This window comes from Novosphingobium subterraneum, assembly GCF_000807925.1.
In the GTDB taxonomy this organism is placed as follows: Bacteria; Pseudomonadota; Alphaproteobacteria; order Sphingomonadales; family Sphingomonadaceae; genus Novosphingobium; species Novosphingobium subterraneum.
Map to the genome: position 1 here is coordinate 79,401 of NZ_JRVC01000007.1, position 16,273 is coordinate 95,673.

General features: G+C 65.3%; 12 protein-coding genes. 9 read left to right on the forward strand and 3 right to left on the reverse strand.

Annotated elements, in window-relative coordinates:
- Positions 1-47: 47 nt before the first annotated feature.
- Together NJ75_RS08670 and NJ75_RS08675 are read left to right on the forward strand one after the other, a co-directional pair.
- Complete coding sequence (locus NJ75_RS08670) at positions 48-2,792, forward strand: [protein-PII] uridylyltransferase (RefSeq protein ID WP_039333496.1); 2,745 nt, start codon at positions 48-50, stop codon at positions 2,790-2,792.
- 58 nt (positions 2,793-2,850) lie between these two features.
- Positions 2,851-3,411 carry a YqgE/AlgH family protein gene (locus NJ75_RS08675; RefSeq protein WP_039333498.1) on the forward strand — a complete coding sequence of 187 codons (561 nt, stop codon included), beginning with the start codon at positions 2,851-2,853 and terminating at the stop codon, positions 3,409-3,411.
- A gap of 68 nt (positions 3,412-3,479) precedes the next feature.
- On the opposite strand, the gene NJ75_RS08680 is transcribed toward NJ75_RS08675, so the two are convergent.
- The 3 genes from NJ75_RS08680 to hflK form a co-directional block, all read right to left on the reverse strand.
- Positions 3,480-5,003, reverse strand: a complete 1,524-nt coding sequence (locus tag NJ75_RS08680; protein ID WP_174544599.1) for a Do family serine endopeptidase — start codon at positions 5,001-5,003, stop codon at positions 3,480-3,482.
- Positions 5,004-5,131: 128 nt separating this feature from the next.
- Positions 5,132-5,983, reverse strand: coding sequence for a protease modulator HflC (gene hflC / locus NJ75_RS08685; RefSeq protein WP_039333500.1), 852 nt, complete (start codon positions 5,981-5,983; stop codon positions 5,132-5,134).
- A 1-nt stretch (position 5,984) separates the two neighbouring features.
- The gene (gene hflK, locus NJ75_RS08690) at positions 5,985-7,100 is read right to left on the reverse strand and encodes a protease modulator HflK (protein WP_039333728.1); all 1,116 of its coding nucleotides are present in this window, start codon (positions 7,098-7,100) and stop codon (positions 5,985-5,987) included.
- Positions 7,101-7,461: 361 nt separating this feature from the next.
- Here hflK and NJ75_RS08695 point away from each other — a divergent pair, with 361 nt between their 5' ends.
- The 7 genes from NJ75_RS08695 (at position 7,462) to NJ75_RS08725 (ending at position 16,219) form a co-directional block, all read left to right on the forward strand.
- Positions 7,462-8,229, forward strand: a complete 768-nt coding sequence (locus NJ75_RS08695; protein ID WP_236727106.1) for an Mrp/NBP35 family ATP-binding protein — start codon at positions 7,462-7,464, stop codon at positions 8,227-8,229.
- A gap of 5 nt (positions 8,230-8,234) precedes the next feature.
- Entirely contained in the window at positions 8,235-10,535 is a 2,301-nt protein-coding gene (locus NJ75_RS08700) for a xanthine dehydrogenase family protein molybdopterin-binding subunit (protein ID WP_039333502.1), read from the forward strand.
- Positions 10,536-10,555: 20 nt separating this feature from the next.
- Positions 10,556-11,572, forward strand: a complete 1,017-nt coding sequence (hemH, locus tag NJ75_RS08705) for a ferrochelatase (protein ID WP_156135744.1) — start codon at positions 10,556-10,558, stop codon at positions 11,570-11,572.
- A gap of 64 nt (positions 11,573-11,636) precedes the next feature.
- Complete coding sequence (locus NJ75_RS08710; RefSeq protein ID WP_039333507.1) at positions 11,637-13,046, forward strand: cytochrome P450; 1,410 nt, start codon at positions 11,637-11,639, stop codon at positions 13,044-13,046.
- Positions 13,047-13,159: 113 nt separating this feature from the next.
- The gene (gene rpsT, locus NJ75_RS08715) at positions 13,160-13,420 is read left to right on the forward strand and encodes a 30S ribosomal protein S20 (protein ID WP_039333732.1); all 261 of its coding nucleotides are present in this window, start codon (positions 13,160-13,162) and stop codon (positions 13,418-13,420) included.
- Between the two features lie 548 nt (positions 13,421-13,968).
- Positions 13,969-15,387 (forward strand): chromosomal replication initiator protein DnaA, encoded by a 1,419-nt coding sequence (dnaA, locus tag NJ75_RS08720; RefSeq protein WP_369821032.1) that lies wholly within the window; start codon positions 13,969-13,971, stop codon positions 15,385-15,387.
- Between the two features lie 64 nt (positions 15,388-15,451).
- Complete coding sequence (locus tag NJ75_RS08725) at positions 15,452-16,219, forward strand: HesA/MoeB/ThiF family protein (protein WP_039333510.1); 768 nt, start codon at positions 15,452-15,454, stop codon at positions 16,217-16,219.
- Positions 16,220-16,273: the final 54 nt, after the last annotated feature.

Here is a 16,273-nt window from a genome sequence, read left to right on the forward strand (position 1 = left end):
CGTTTATCGGCTTACGCATCGGGGAATTGCGCGATAGAGCTTTGCTTATGATGCTTCCCCGGATTGCCAACCAGCGCGCCATCATTGACCGTCGGCAGCTTGCCGATGCCATCGCGGCGGCGTTCGCCGAGAAGGGCGAGAAATCGCGGCAGGCCGTGGTGGAGCTGCTGCGTACCGCGCTGGAAGACGGCCGCGCCGAGATCGCCCGCAGGCTGGAAGCCAAGCCTTCCTCGGGCACGGAAAGCGCGCAGGCGCAGGCCTTCCTTGTCGATCAGCTGGTCCGCATCATCTACGACCATGTCGTCGGGCGCATCTATCGCGCGAGCAATCGCTCGATGGGCGAGCGTATCGCGGTGATCGCGGTTGGCGGCTACGGGCGCGGAGAAATGGCGCCGCATTCGGACGTCGACATCGCGTTCGTCACGCCGATCAAGCCGACATCGTGGTGCGAGCAGGTGATAGAGGCGCTGCTCTATTTCCTGTGGGACCTAGGCCTCAAGGTCGGCCATTCCAGCCGCTCGCTCGACGAGGTCGTGCGCATGGCCAAGAGTGACCTGACCATCCGCACCGCGCTGCTCGAAGGGCGCTATGTCTGGGGTGATCGTGACCTTTTCGACAGCGCGTCGGCCCGTTTCTGGGCGGAAGTCGTCAATGGCACCGAAAAGCAGTTCGTCGCCGAGAAACTGCAGGAGCGGAACGACCGGCACAAGCGGCTGGGCGACAGCCGCTATGTCGTCGAACCCAACGTGAAGGAGGGCAAGGGCGGTCTGCGCGACCTGCACACGCTCTACTGGATCGGCAAGTACATCCACAAGGTGCGCGACGCCTCGGAGCTGGTCGACGTCGGCCTGCTCACGGCAGAGGAATATCGCGCCTTCCGCCGTGCCGAGAACTTCTTCTGGGCGGTGCGATGCCATCTGCACACCATCACCAGGCGTGCGGAAGACCGGCTGACCTTCGACCTGCAGCGCGAAGTCGCCACCCGCATGAATTTCGCCGATCGCCCCGGCAAGAGCGCGGTCGAGCGGTTCATGCAGTACTTCTTCCTGCAGGCGAAACAGGTCGGCTCGTTGACCGGGGTGTTCCTGGCACAGCTTGACGGGCAGTTCGCCAAGGAAAAGCGCGGCTTCCTCGCCGCCTTGCGCAGCCGCCGTCGCAAGAAGGTGGGGCCGTTCGTGATCGAGGCGGGCAAGCTGGCCGCGCCATCCGACACGACCTTCCAGGAAGATCCGGTCAGGCTGCTGGAGCTGTTTTCCTGTGCTGCATCGGAACAGGTCGAGATCCATCCGGAAACCATGCGCATCGCCCGGCGGGATTCGGGCCTGATCGACGCCGCGCTGCGCAAGGATCCGCGCGCCAATGCGCTGTTCATGGAGACGCTGACCAGCCGCAACGATCCCGAAACAGTGCTGCGCTGGATGAACGAGGCGGGCGTGTTCGGCCGTTTCGTGCCCGACTTCGGCCGGGTCGTCGCGCAGATGCAGTTCGACATGTATCATCACTACACGGTCGACGAGCATACCATCCGCGCGATCGGCCTGCTGGCGCGCATCGAGAAGGGTGAGGTCAAGGACGATCACCCGCTGGCCAGCGAAGTGGTCAGCAAGGTCGCCTCGCGCCGCGTGCTCTATGTCGCAACGCTGCTGCACGACATCGCCAAGGGCCGTCAGGGTGACCATTCGGTGCTTGGCGCGGAAGTGGCGATGAAGCTGTGCCCACGTCTCGGCCTGTCGGCTGCCGAGACCGAAGCGGTGGCCTGGCTGGTGCGCTGGCACCTCTTGATGAGCGCAACGGCGTTCAAGCGCGATCTGGCCGATTACAAGACCATCGCCGATTTCGTGAACACGGTGCAGAGCCAGGAACGCCTGCGCCTGCTGCTGATCCTGACCGTGGTCGACATTCGCGCAGTGGGGCCGGGCGTGTGGAATTCGTGGAAGCGGCAGTTGCTGGGCGACCTGTTCGTATCGGCAGAGGAAATGCTGCGGCTGGGCCACAAGACCCATGGCCGTGCCGAACGCATCGCCGCCAAGAAGAAGGCCGTCGCCACGATCCTGCGCGAGCGCGATGCGCTGATCGGGACGGTCGGCAAGCAGCTTGGCGATGCATACTGGATTGCCGAGCCGGAAGACATCATCGCGCTCAACCTCCAGCAGATGGACACCGCGCTGGGTGAGCCGCTTTCGGTGGAGGCGCACTGGTATCCGGCACGCGGGGCCACGCTCGTCACGGTGCTGGCGGCGGACCACCCCGGCCTGTTCTACCGCATCGCCGGGGGCATCCACCTTGCCGGTGGCAACATCATCGATGCGCGCATCCACACCGCCCGGAACGGCACTGCGGTCGACAATTTCCTCGTGCAGGACCCGCTCGGGCGTCCACTCAACGAAGCCAGCCAGATCGCGCGGCTGAAGAATGCGATTGCCGATGCGCTGGCCAACCGGGTGAAGCTGGTGCCACAACTGGCCGCACGTCCGCTGGCGCGGCCACGTGCGGATGCGTTTGACGTGCGCCCGATCGTGATCTTCGATAACAAGGCCTCGAACCGCTTCACCGTGATCGAGGTGGGCGCGCGGGATCGCCCGGCGCTGCTCAACCAGCTTGCCCGCGCGCTTTTCGAGGCGCGGCTGGTGGTCCATTCGGCACACATCGCCACCTATGGCGAACGCGCGGTCGACACGTTCTACGTTACCGACGTGCTGGGCGAGAAGATCGACAGCGAGAGCCGGATGAAGACCGTCGAGAAGCGACTGCTCGAAGCGGCCGAGGATCGCAAGGTCAAGGCGGCGGCGTGATTGCCTGAGGCGATGACCGCACTCGCAATCGCCAGGTCGCGTCCCTATGTCATCAGGGATGAGTGAAGCCGAATATCTTTCCGGACGTCTGCTTCTGGCCATGCCGGGCATGGGCGATGCGCGATTCGATCATGCCGTGGTGGCGATGTGCGTGCATGACGAGCACGGGGCGCTGGGCATCGGCATCGGCCACGTGCGCGACGGGATCACCTTGCACGGGCTGCTGGAAGACGTTGGCATCGATCCCGGCGTCGCGCCCGATGTGCCCATTCTCAACGGCGGCCCGGTAGAGACGGCGCGCGGCTTCGTGCTGCATTCGAACGACTGGGGCGGCGAGGGCAGCGTCACGGTCAATTCGCTGTGCGACCTCTCGGCTTCGATGGATGTGCTGCGTGCGATTGCCGAAGGGCGCGGGCCGAGCCGCTATCTTGTGGCCTTGGGCTACGCCGGATGGGGTGCAGGGCAGCTGGAAGGCGAGATGCGGCGCCATGGCTGGTACGCGGCGCAAGGGCGCCCGGAGATCCTGTTCGAGACGCCGACCGGGCGGCGCTGGCAGCAGGCGTGGAAGCGCGAGGGCATCGATCCTTCGCACCTCGTGGCGCAGACCGGCAGCGCCTGAACTCCGGCCTAACAAAAGAGCCGCCCCATCGCTGGAGCGGCTCTTCCGATTCTTGCCTCTGACTGCGATCAGCGCACGCGCACGGGCACGTATTGCGCCGGCGCGCCACGGCGCTGGATGCGAAGGAGCACGGCTTCGCGGCCTTCGGTCTTGGCCTGGCGGACGATACGTTCGAGATCCGCAATCGAGGCGACGTTGACGTAGTTTGCCGAAAGCACGATGTCGCCGCGCTGCAGGCCCTTGGCTCCGGCATCGGATGACGCATCGACGGCTGTGATGACCACGCCCTTTGCGTCCTCTCCCGCGCCCAACTGGCGGGCGATCTGCGGCGTGAGCGGAATTGCCGCTACGCCAAGCGAGGACTGCAGGACGCTTCCGCTCTGCTGCTGCTTGCCGCCGAAGCCGCCATCTTCCTGCGCGTCGGGGTCGAAGCTCTGCTGGGCGAGTTCTTCCTCGGTCGGGCGCTTGCCGACCACGGTCTGGATGGTCAGGCGCTGCCCATTGCGGAGCAGTTCGATCGGGATACGCTTGCCGGGGGTAGTGTTGGCGACAATGAACGACAGGGTCTGGTCAGGCGTAACGTCCTTCCCATCGACCTTCACCACCACGTCACCGGCCTGCATGCCAGCCTTGGCAGCAGCTTGGCCTGGCTCTACCGCCTGAATGAACTCGCCACGGTTCTTCGGCAGACCGAGCGAGGCGGCAAGGTCTTCCGACAGTGGCTGGATACGCACGCCGAGATAGCCTCGATCGATTGCCTGGCCTGCGCGCAGCTTGTCGACGATGGGCGCGGCGATCTCTGCCGGAATGGCAAAGCCGATGCCGACCGATCCGCCGGTGGGCGAGAAGATGGCGTTGTTGATGCCGATGACGTTGCCGGCCATGTCGAACATCGGGCCACCCGAGTTGCCCCGGTTGATCGAGGCATCGGTCTGCAGATAGCGGTCATAGGCCGAGCCCGAACCGGTGTTGCGATAGACCGCCGAGATAATGCCCTGCGTGACGGTGCCGCCGAGGCCGAAGGGGTTGCCGATGGCGATCACCCAGTCACCCACGCGCGCCTTTCGCGAATCGCCGAACTTGACGAAGGGAAAGGGCGTCGGCCGGCTGATCTTGAGCACGGCGAGGTCCGATGCGGCATCCTTGCCGATCAGCTTGGCGGGGTATTCAGTACCGTCGGGCGTGGTCACGGTGATCGATTCGACCTCGCCCTGCCCATCTGCGGTGATGACGTGGTTGTTGGTCACCACGTAGCCATCGGCGGAGATGATGAAGCCCGAGCCCAGCGACTGGGCTTCTCGCGTCTGCGGGCCACCCTGACCGCCACCGAACAGGTCGCCAAAGGGCGTTCCGGCAAACGGGTTGTTGTTCTGCACCTTCACGCGCTGGCGAGTGGAGATGTTCACCACCGCCGGCTGGAGTTGCTGCGTGAGGTCGGCAAAGCTCGACGGCGCGCCAGCGCGGGGAACGACGCTGCGCATTTCCGACTGGTCGTTCTGCGCGACTTGCGCGCCTGCGGGGAAGCCTGTCACCAGGGTCAGTGCGCTGCCTGCGAGTAGCAGCGCCGAAGTCACACCATAAGCGTATCGCACGTGGCCTGGTCCTCTTTATCTATCATGCGCCGGGGGCGGCGCGGCTGACTTGTGCCAAAGTCGATTCACCCGCCTTGCGATGAACGGACTTTGAATGGCGATGTTCCGTATCGTTCAGGATTCCGGGATCACTTGCCCTTGAACTGCTTCAGGTACTCGTTGTCGGGCGAAAGCACGATGGAGGTGCTTGATCCCTTCTGCGCGAAAGTTGCGTCGTAGCTCTGCATTGCACGGTAGAAATCGTAGAATGCCGGGTCCTTGTTGAAGGCATCGGCATAGGTCTTGGCAGCGGTTGCCTCGGCGGTGGCGCGTATGATCTGCGCCTGCTTCTGGCCTTGCGCGCGGATCGTGGCGGCTTCCTGCTGGCGCGCGGTGGCCATCCGGGTGAACGCGGATTCGAGCGGGGTGCCTTCTGGAAGGTCAGCCCGCTTGATGCGCACGTCGATCACCTGTGCGCCATACTCGCGCGCCTCGCGGTCGAGCCCCTCGCGGATCTGCTCCATCGCGCGGCCACGGTCGGCAGTGAGCAGCGAGCCGAACGTGCGCTTGCCCAGTTCCTGACGCAAGGCGGAGTTGAGGATCGGCTGGAGCTGTTCGGCGACGCGTTCGGTCGTCCCGGCGGTTTGTACCATGCGCACCGGATCGATGATGCGGAAGCGGGCAAACGCGTCCACTTCGAGGCGGCGCTGGTCGGCCGAGAGCACCTGCTGGCGCTCCATGTCGAGATCAAGGATCCGCTTGTCGACATTGACCACCTTTTCCATGAACGGAATCCGCAGGACGATACCCGCGCCGGTCTGGCCGAAATCGGTCTTGGGTTCGAACCTGTTGACCACGCGGTTGGGCTGGCCGAGGCGGATGATCACCGCCTGCGTTTTCTCATCGACCACGGTAAGGCAGCTGGCGGCCGCCAGCAGGGCAACGCCTGCGGCGATGACGACGGCCTTGCGTTCGGCCCAAAAGGTCTGGATCGCGCTCATCTTACTGACCCCCTTCCTGCGGCTTCTGGCTGCGCTTCATTTCGGGCAGAGGCAGGTAGGCCTGGGTATTGGGCGTCTCGACGATCACCTTGTCGGTCTGGCTCAGCACACGCTCCATTGTTTCGTAGTACATGCGGCGACGGGTGACTTCGGGGGCGAGTTTGTACTGCTCGTAGACCTTGTCGAACGCGGTCGCTTCACCGCCAGCGCGGGCGGTGAGCTGTTGCGCCCAGGCTTGCGCCCGGTTGATCTCGCTCTGCGCGTCCTGCTGGGCGGCGAGCACTTCTTTGAAGGCATCGACGACCTTGGCCGGCGGATCGGTCTTCTTGATGTCGACGCCCTGGATGACGACCCCCGAGCGATAGGCATCGAGCACGCGCTGCATGCGCTCGCGCACGTTGAGTTCGATCTGCGCGCGGCCCGAGCCCATCACGTCGTTGAGGTTAACCTCGGCGATGGACTGGCGCATCGCGGCCTCGGCCACTTCGCGCACGGTCTGGTCAGGGTCGGCCAGCTGGAACATGTAGAGCTTCAGGTCCTTGATGTTCCAGCGGACGAGATAGGTGAGGTCAACCAGGTTCTGGTCGGCGGTGAGCATCAGCTTCTCGCCATCGCCCTCGGGGATCGATTCGCGGCGGATCGAGGTCACGTCCTCGACCTTGACCGACTGGATCGGCCAGGGAAGCGTGACCGCAGTCCCGGAATCCAGCGTGCGCGAATAGGAACCGAAAGTGGTGACCACGCCCTTTTCCTGCGGGGCGATCAGGTGGACCATCGAGGTGCCGAGGAATGCCAGCACGATGAGGCCGACCACGACCGGAGCCCACGACTTGCCATCGGGGCGCTGCGGCAGGCGCGGGATGTTGGGGCCACGGCCGCCGCCACCGTTGCCGCCACCCTTGCGGTTGCGGAAGATGTCTTCGATGTTCGGGCCACGCCGTCCGCTGTCCTTCGGACCATCGCCGGATTGCGGCGGGAGCCAGGGATTGCGCGGGCCTTCGGCACCCGGCGCCGCCGGCGGTGGTGTGGTGTCAGGAGCGTCACCGGAGGACCCGGCGCTCGATGTGGGCGCGTCGTTGCCGCCGCCCGAACCCCAGGGGCTTTTCTTGCCTGTCATGAAAAGGCCCGTCTCCCGGCCAAAGCGCGCGATCATTCCGCCCAAGTCTGTCATGACTTAGGTTATAGGAACCCTGCTCGTGAAAAACAGTGTCCATTCCCGAAAATTCATCTGCTAGGGCCGAACGAACAGCTCCGGGATGGAGCGGAACACGGGAAATGGCGTGAGCATCGACGAACAGGCACTGCGCAATGCGCTCGGGGAAGTGGCAGGGGACCGCCTGCAGACGGTGAAAGTGGCGGACGATACTGCAACTGTCATGCTTGAAGTCGGCGGGCTGGAGCGGCTCGATCGCGACAAGCTGGAAATGGCGGTGCGCGACGCGGCGCGCAAAGCGGGCGTTGGCGATTTGCGCCTTGGCATGACGGCAGAGCGCAAGTCGCGCGTGATCATCGCGGTGGGATCGGGCAAGGGGGGCGTGGGCAAGTCGACGCTGTCGGCCAATCTGGCGGTCGCCTTGCACCGGCTCGGGCGCAAGGTCGGTCTGGTCGATGCCGATATCTATGGCCCATCGCAGCCGCGCCTGCTGCTGACCGAGGGACGCAAGCCGGAGGCCGAGGACAACAAGATCCATCCGATCCCCTCGCCCTATGGCGTGCCGATGCTGTCGATGGGACATCTGGTGCAGCCGGGGCAAGCAATCGCGTGGCGCGGGCCGATGGCGGGCAATGCGCTGGGCCAGCTGATCGACGCGCACTGGGGCGAGGTGGAGATCATCGTCGTCGACCTGCCGCCGGGCACTGGTGACGTGCAACTGACCATGCTTTCGAAGCATAAGCCGGCCGGTGCGGTGATCGTCTCTACCCCGCAGGACCTGGCGCTGATGGATGCGACCCGCGCGATCGGCCTGTTCGAGCAGGGCAAGGTCCCGATCATCGGCATGGTCGAGAACATGGCCGGCTACATTTGCCCCCATTGCGGCGAAGAGAGCGATCCGTTCGGCGTCGGCGGGGCAGAAGCGGCAGCAAAGACCATGGGCCTGCCATTCCTCGGCCGTGTCCCGCTCGACATGGCGATCCGGCGCGAGAGCGATGCAGGCAATCCCCCTGCCGCAGGTGACAGCCCGCAGGCCGAGGCATTCCTGTCGATCGCGCGCTCGGTCCTCGCCTGGCTCGACGGGAAGCGCTGAACTTCATGCGCCTGACGCGGCGAGGGATGCTGGTGGGAGCGGGAGTGGGCGGCGCCCTGCTCATCGCCTTCCCGCTGATCCCGCGCCGCCATCCCGTGCCGCTACAGGCGGGCAAGGGCGAGCATGTCGTCGACGCCTTCCTGAAGGTTGGCAAGGTCAAGGGTGGAAAGGACTGCGTGCTCACCGTCGCCGTGCCGTTCTGCGAGATGGGGCAGGGCATCACCACGCTGGTCGCGCAGATCGTGGCGGACGAGGCCGGAGCCGACTGGCGCAAGGTGGCGGTGGAAGCCGCGCCGATCAGCCCCGCCTATGCCGATCCGGTCCTTTCGGCAAAGTGGGCACCGTTGTGGATGCCTGCCTTTGCCTCGCTGGGACAGGACGCAGACGGGATGCTGGCGCGGCTCCATGCCGAGCGCGGGCCGTTGATGATCACGGCCGACGGCACGGCGCTGGCGGCTTTCGAAACGCCCTTGCGAGAGGCTGGTGCGGCGCTGCGGGCGATGATGGCACAGGCGGCGGCAGACAAGTGGGGCGTCGGCTGGGAGGAGTGCGAGACGAAAGGCAGCTTCGTTTCGCATCAGAACAAGCGCCTGTCGTTTGCCGAACTGCTTGATGCAGCAGTGGACTACAACCCCCCGGACGTGCCCGTGCTGCGCGCCGAACCCCCGCGCGAGAAGCCCGGGCAGTTTCCTGAAGGATCGCCGCCCAGCCATCCGCGGCTCGACCTGCCTGCCAAGGTCGATGGCAGCTTCACCTTCGCGGGGGACGTTCGCCTGCCCGGGATGGTTTACGCGGCGATCGCGCATGGACCGCAAGGGGCGAGCGTGCTGTCGAGCTATGACAAGCAGGCGGCGGCGGCAGTTCGGGGCCTTGTCGGCGTGGTCCATGCCAAGCGCTGGCTGGCAGCGGTCGCAACCGACTGGTTCAGTGCCGACAAGGCAGTGCGGGCGATGGAGCCGCGCTTCAAGGCTGACGGCCCGATAGCCGATGCCGAAAAGGTGCTGGTCGCGCTCGACAAGGCGCTGACCGAGGGGGAGCCGCAGCGGCTCCTTGCAGATGGTGATCCGGACGCGTTGCTGGCCAAGCCTTCACTGACCGCGCGCTACGATGTCGAACCGGCGTTCCATGCGCCGCTGGAGACCGCCAGCGCCACGGCGCGGATACGGCATGGGTTGCTTGAGCTGTGGATCGCGACGCAGGCCCCGGAACGGGCAAGACGTGCGGCGGCCCGGGCGGCAGGTCTCTCGCGCCGGGACGTGATCGTCCATCCGATGCACGCCGGCGGCAGTTTCGATGCACGGCTCGACGTGCGCATTGCCGCAGAAGTGGCGGCGATCTGCACGGTCATCGGCAAGCCGGTGCAACTGACGTACTCGCGCTGGCAGGAATCGTTGGCGGGCATCCCGCGCACGCCGGTTTCGGCGCAGCTCGACGGGGCGTTGAGTCCGGACAAGACGCAGGTGCTCGGCTGGCGGGCGCGGCTTGCGGTGCCGGCAACAGCAGTTGAATCCGGCGCGCGTCTGCTTGATGGCTGGGGGGTGAGCCAAGCGCTCGAGCTGCAGGATCGGGTTGATCCGATGGCGTGCGAAGGCGCGATGCCACTCTATCGCATTCCGGAAAAGGCGGTGGAGCAGGTGCCGCTGGCGCTGCGCCAGCCAACGGCGCGCTTCCGCGGGCAGGCGCACGGCTATACCGCGTTCTTCACCGAAAGCTTCGTTGACGAGCTGGCGCATGCGGCGGGCAAGGAACCGCTGTCGTTCCGCGTCGGCATGCTCGAGGGTGAGCCGCGGCTGGTGGCCTGCCTGCAAGGTGCCGGACGCCTGGCGCAATGGGGCGGAGGCATCGAGGCCTCGGGGCAGGGGATTGCCTGCCACCAGATGGAACTGGCCACGGGCGGTGGGGCCGTGCGCAAGGGACTGATCGCGGTCGTCGCCACCGCGCGCAGCGAAGCCGGCGTCGTGCGGGTGGACCGCTTGAGTGCGTATGTCGACATCGGGCGCATCGTCAACGTGAGCCTTGCCCGGCAACAGATTGAAGGCGGGTTGATGTTCGGCTTGGCCCACGCGGTCGGCGGGGCGAGCGGCTTTGCCAGGGGGCGGCCGCAGGCGGGCAGACTCTCGCAATTGGGGCTACCCCTGCTTGCCGATTGCCCCAAGGTTGATATTGCCTTTGCCGACAGCAACGAAGACCCGTTCGACCCCGGCGAGCTGGGCATGGTCGCGGTGGCTCCTGCCATTGCCAATGCCCTGTTCTCCGCCACGGGCGTGCGCTTCCGCCGCCTGCCCCTGATTTCCGAAGGCCTTTGAGCCTCTTCCCAAGGATTGCAATGGAACGTCCTGCCGATCACCCCAATGTGCTTACCGGCAAGGTCGGCGTGCTTGTCGTCAACCTCGGCACGCCCGACGCGCCCGATGTCGATTCGGTCAAGCGCTACCTCAAGGAGTTCCTGTCCGATCCGCGCGTGGTGGAGATCCCCAGGCTGATCTGGCAGCCGATCCTGCGCGGCATCATCCTCAACACGCGGCCGAAGAAGTCGGCACATGCCTATTCGCAGGTGTGGAGCGAGGACGGCTCGCCGCTGGCTGCGATCACCAAGGCGCAGGCCGGTGCGCTGCAGGAACGGCTGGGCGATGCGGCGATCGTGCGCCATGCGATGCGCTATCAGTCGCCGTCGATGGCCAAGGAGCTCGACGCGCTGGTGGCAGCGGGGTGCGAGCGCATTCTGGTGGCCCCGCTCTATCCGCACTATTCGGGCGCGACGACCGCATCGGCGCTGGACGCCCTGGCCGACTGGATCAAGCTGCGTCGCCGTCTGCCCGCGCTGCGCACGCTACCGCCCTATCACGATGATCCGACCTATATAGGTGCGCTTCATGCCGACATGACGCGGCAGATGGCCGCGCTGGACTTTGCGCCGGAACTGTTGCTGCTGAGCTATCACGGCATGCCCGAGCGTACGCTCTACCTTGGCGACCCCTACCACTGCCACTGCCAGAAGACTTCGCGCCTGCTGTCGGAGCGGTTCGCGCAGAGCCATCCTGGCTTGCGGCTGGTCACGACGTTCCAATCACGCTTCGGGCGGGCCAAGTGGCTCGAGCCTGCAACCGATGCCGTGCTGGCGGTTGAGGCCGAGAAGGGAACGAAGCGCGTGGTCATCGCCGCGCCGGGCTTTTCGGCGGATTGTCTGGAGACGCTGGAAGAGCTGGCGATTCGCGGCAAGGAAGACTTCGAGGCGGCGGGCGGTACGCACTTCGCCGCGCTCGAGTGCCTCAACGCCGGGCAGGCCGGCATGGACCTGCTGGAGACGATGGCACGGCGCGAGCTGGCGGGCTGGATCGAATAAGGCTCTTGGCCGCTGCTGACAGGCGTGTTAATTGACCGGTTAAACCAGAACGCCGGGAGACACCATGGCCAGCATCGCACCCGAGGCTGCTGCTAACCTGCATACAGAACGCGCCAATCCGCACTGGGTACGGCTGGGCGGCGATCACAAGCTTGACCATATTCCTGGCGACGACGGCTGGCCCGTGCTCGGCACCACGCTGAAGCAACTGGCCGATCCGCTGGGCTTCCAGAAGCGCATGGTCGAAGCTTACGGCCCGGTTTTCCGCACGCGCAGCTTCGGTCGGCGCGGGGTCAACCTGATCGGGGCCGATGCCAACGAACTGGTGCTGTTCGATCGCGACAAGCTGTTCTCGAACGAGCAGGGCTGGGGGCCGGTGCTGAACCTGCTGTTCCCGCGCGGGCTGATGCTGATGGATTTCGAGGCACACCGGGTTGACCGGCGGGCCTTGTCGATCGCGTTCAAGCCCGAGCCGATGCGGGCCTATTGCGGGGTACTGAATACCGGGATTGCCTCGGCGATGGAGCAGTGGGCCAAGAGCACTGGGAATGGCTCGATGCGCTTCTACGACGCGATCAAGGCGCTCACGCTGGACACGGCGGCATCGAGCTTCCTCGGCCTGCCGCTGGGGCCTGAGGCAGACCGGCTGAACAAGGCCTTCGTCGACATGGTGCAGGCCTCGGTCGGCGTGGTGCGCAAGCCGCTGCCCTTCACCAAGATGGGCAAGGGCGTGGCCGGGCGACGGCTGATGGTCGACTACTTCGGGCGGCTGGTGCGCGAGCGTCGGGCCAATCCGGGGCAGGACATGTTCAGCCAGTTCGCGCTCGCGACCCGAGACGACGGCTCGTTGCTGCCGGAGGACGTGGTGGTCGATCACATGATCTTCCTGATGATGGCGGCGCACGACACGATCACCTCTTCAGCAACGGTGCTGTTCTGGCAGCTGGCCAGGAACCCCGGGTGGCAGGACCGCCTGCGGGCCGAGGCGCGCGCGGTGACGGGAGGGGATGGCCTGCCCTTGGCCTACGAGGACCTTGGGCGGATGGAACTGACCGAGATGGCCTTCAAGGAAGCGCTGCGCTTCATGCCGCCGGTGCCGAACATGCCGCGCCGGGCGCTGCGGGACTTCCGCTTCGGCGGCTATGACATTCCGGCCGGGACCCCGATCGGGATCAGTCCGGCAGCGGTTCATGCCGATCCGGCTCACTGGGAATCGCCCGAGATCTTCGATCCCATGCGCTTTACCGCGGACAAGGTGGCGGCGCGGCACAAGTATGCCTGGGTGCCGTTCGGCGGCGGCGCGCACATGTGCCTGGGGCTGCATTTTGCCTATATGCAGGTCAAGCTTCTGGCCAATCACATCCTCACGCGATTCGAGGTGCGGATGGCCGCCGGTGCCGAGCCGCTGTGGCAGGCCTGGCCGATCCCGAAGCCGCGTGACGGCCTGAGGGTGGAGATGCGCCGAATCTGTTGACGATTCGGGTGTCCACAGTTATGGGGCGCGCTTTCCGGCGGGACATCCCGCCACTGGATGAGATTCACGCGGTCGCTCCTGGCGCCCGCCAAGGCACGAGAAACAGGAAGACCATGGCCAACACGCCGCAAGCCCGCAAGCGTATCCGTCGCAATGAACGTCGCGCCGAAATCAACGGCAACCGCCTTTCGCGCATCCGCACCTTCGTGAAGAAGGTCGAGACTGCACTGGCTGGCGGCGACAAGACGGCTGCTGCTGCGGCGCTGAAGGAAGCCCAGCCCGAGCTGGCGCGTGGCGTTGCCCGTGGCGTGCTCCACAAGAACACCGTCGCGCGCAAGATGTCGCGCCTGTCGAAGCGCGTCGCCGCGCTCTGACTTTGGCAGGATGATTCGCTGCTCGAAGCGGCGGACATTTTTCCAGAACGGCACAAATAAAGAACATGGTCGGCGATGATTTCGCCGGCCATTTTCATTTGTGTGCCTACTGATCCGCAGTCTTCCGCATTGTTACATTGTGCAGTCGCAACAAGTCACGGAATCTACGCGATTCGCATGACCGTGCATGACTGCATAAGTAAAAAGCCTTAGTTTTCAGCTATTTGATGCATCTCTGCGGGTTAGGGCGAGTCAAGGGCATTTATTTCAGTTTTTTTGCTCCCTGCCCGCTTGCGCGAAGGGGGCGAACCCCAATAGACAATGCGGACCGGGGGCGGGAATCACTGCCACTTGGTGTCACTTGAAATTTCATCGAACAGGGTCTGCTGCGCCTTGTGCGGCAGAGCAGGGGCATTTTGTGTCTGCGTGCCGGGGAAGCGCGCGGGCCAATTCAGTCGAGGCAGCGAAGCGTGAAAGTAGACGATTTCGCAGGGGGAAGCGCGGTCAGCGCCATGGCGACCACTGCCAAGGGCGAAGGCGAGCGTAGCATGACGGGCAAGAAGGGACGTGACAGCACAATGATCGAGGACCAGGAAGCGCTGGATCTGGCAGCAGACTGGGCCGACATCAGCCAGGGTCTGAAGAAGGACCTTGGGCCGCAACTCCACGCGCAGTGGATCAAGCCAATCCAGCTCGGTTCGTTCTGCAAGGAAACCGGCACGCTCGACCTGTTCCTGCCGACCGAATTCTCCGCGAACTGGGTGGCCGATCGGTTCGCCGATCGCCTCAGCCTTGCCTGGAAGATCGCACGCTCTGAAGTGCGCCAGGTGCGCATCACCGTCCACCCGCGCCGCCGCTCGATGCCGGAGCTGCGTGTCGGTGGCGAAGCGCCGATCGCGCCGCGCGCTCCGGTTCACGCTGCTCCGGCGATGCTCGATTCGGCGCTGTCCGGTCTCGACCCTTCGCTGACTTTCGCCGAGTTCGTCTCCGGCTCCGCCAACGTGCTGGCGGTCAACGCGGCGCAGCGCATGGCCGCGGTCGAGACCCCGCAGTTCTCGCCGCTCTACCTCAAGGGCTCGACCGGACAGGGCAAGACCCACCTGCTCCACGCCATCGGCCACGCCTTTGCCGCCAACAAGCCGGGCGCGCGCATCTTCTACTGCTCGGCAGAGCGGTTCATGATCGAATTCGTCCAGGCCATGCGCTCGAACGAGATGATCGAGTTCAAGGCCCGTCTGCGCGGCTTCGACATGCTGCTGGTGGACGACATCCAGTTCATCATCGGTAAGGCTAGCACGCAGGAGGAATTCCTCCACACGATCGATGCGCTGATGAGCGCAGGCAAGCGCCTCGTCGTCGCCGCTGACCGTGCGCCCCAAGCGCTGGACGGCGTCGAGCAGCGCCTGCTCTCGCGCCTGTCCATGGGTCTGGTGGCGGACATCCAGCCGGCCGACATCGAACTGCGCCGCAAGATTCTCGAGCATCGCCTGGGCCGGTTCGGCAACACGCAAGTGCCGGCGGACGTGATAGAGTTCCTCGCTCGCACCATCAACCGCAACGTGCGCGAGCTTGTTGGTGGCCTCAACAAGCTGATCGCCTATGCACAGCTCACCGGGCAGCCGGTTTCGCTGCAGCTCGCCGAAGAGCAGCTGACCGACATCCTCTCGGCCAACCGCCGTCGCATCACCATCGACGAGATCCAGCGCACGGTCTGCCAGTTCTACCGCGTCGACCGCACGGAAATGGCCTCGAAGCGTCGTGCCCGTGCCGTGGTGCGTCCGCGCCAGGTTGCGATGTATCTCGCCAAGGTGCTGACGCCCCGCTCCTACCCGGAGATCGGCCGCAAGTTCGGCGGACGCGATCACTCGACCGTGATCCACGCCGTGCGCCTGATCGAGGAACTGCGCACCCGCGACGCCGACATGGACGGCGACGTGCGCACGCTGCTGCGGCAGCTGGAGGACTAAGAGAAAGGGAAATGCGAGGGTGATGACCCTCGCATTTCCCCTTCTTCTTCCCTAATTGCGTCGCATGACGCCAGACCGCTTAGACCGCTTCGCCCGCCATATCGTCCTGCCCGAAGTGGGTGCGATGGGGCAGGCGAAACTGGCGCAGAGCCATGCCGTGCTGATCGGCATGGGCGGCATTGGCTCGCCTGCGCTGCAGTACCTCGCGGGAGCAGGAGTTGGCCGCTTGACGCTGGTGGATGACGACGTGGTCGAGGCGAGCAACCTGCAGCGGCAGACCATCTATACCGAAGCCGACATCGGCAAGGCCAAGGCCGAGGCGGCAGCGGCGTGGGTCAAGGCCTTCGATCCAGCGCTGGAGGTTTCGGTGCATGTCCTGCGCATCAATCGCGACAACGCTGAAAGCCTGATCACCGGGGCGGATGTGGTGCTCGACGGCTGCGACAACTTCGCCACGCGGCTTGCCGTTTCGGACGCCTGCGTCAAGGCGGGTGTGCCGCTGACCAGTGCTGCGCTCGGGCGGTTCCAGGGGCAGGTGGCGAACTTTGCCGGTCATCGAGAGGACCATGCCTGCTACCGCTGTTTCGTTGGCGATGCCTTCGATGCCGAGGATTGCGATAGCTGCGCCGATCTTGGCGTGCTGGGCGCGATGGTCGGCATGGTCGGTGCGTTTGGCGCGATGGCGGCGATGCGGGTGCTGCTCGAGGGCGTATCGGCGCTCGGCGATCCCCAGTGGGGGCAATTGCACGTCATGGACGGCCTGAAGCCCTCGCTGCGCACGATGCGCATTGCGCGGGACCCCGAGTGCAAAGGCTGCGGCGTGCCTGCCTGAACGCCTCCTGAAGGCAAAGAAAAGGGCGCGAGGACCGAAGTCCCCGCGCCCTTT

Bases quoted from the DNA above. Each gene is read 5' to 3' on its own strand.
- NJ75_RS08695 (WP_236727106.1), top strand. From the start codon at position 7,462: ATGACGGCAGAGCGCAAGTCGCGCGTGATCATCGCGGTGGGATCGGGC.
- NJ75_RS08675 (WP_039333498.1), top strand. From the start codon at position 2,851: ATGAGTGAAGCCGAATATCTTTCCGGACGTCTGCTTCTGGCCATGCCG.
- NJ75_RS08710 (WP_039333507.1), top strand. From the start codon at position 11,637: ATGGCCAGCATCGCACCCGAGGCTGCTGCTAACCTGCATACAGAACGC.
- NJ75_RS08700 (WP_039333502.1), top strand. From the start codon at position 8,235: ATGCGCCTGACGCGGCGAGGGATGCTGGTGGGAGCGGGAGTGGGCGGC.
- dnaA (WP_369821032.1), top strand. From the start codon at position 13,969: ATGACGGGCAAGAAGGGACGTGACAGCACAATGATCGAGGACCAGGAA.
- hflK (WP_039333728.1), bottom strand. From the start codon at position 7,100: ATGACAGGCAAGAAAAGCCCCTGGGGTTCGGGCGGCGGCAACGACGCG.
- NJ75_RS08670 (WP_039333496.1), top strand. From the start codon at position 48: ATGATGCTTCCCCGGATTGCCAACCAGCGCGCCATCATTGACCGTCGG.
- hemH (WP_156135744.1), top strand. From the start codon at position 10,556: ATGGAACGTCCTGCCGATCACCCCAATGTGCTTACCGGCAAGGTCGGC.
- NJ75_RS08725 (WP_039333510.1), top strand. From the start codon at position 15,452: ATGACGCCAGACCGCTTAGACCGCTTCGCCCGCCATATCGTCCTGCCC.
- hflC (WP_039333500.1), bottom strand. From the start codon at position 5,983: ATGAGCGCGATCCAGACCTTTTGGGCCGAACGCAAGGCCGTCGTCATC.
- rpsT (WP_039333732.1), top strand. From the start codon at position 13,160: ATGGCCAACACGCCGCAAGCCCGCAAGCGTATCCGTCGCAATGAACGT.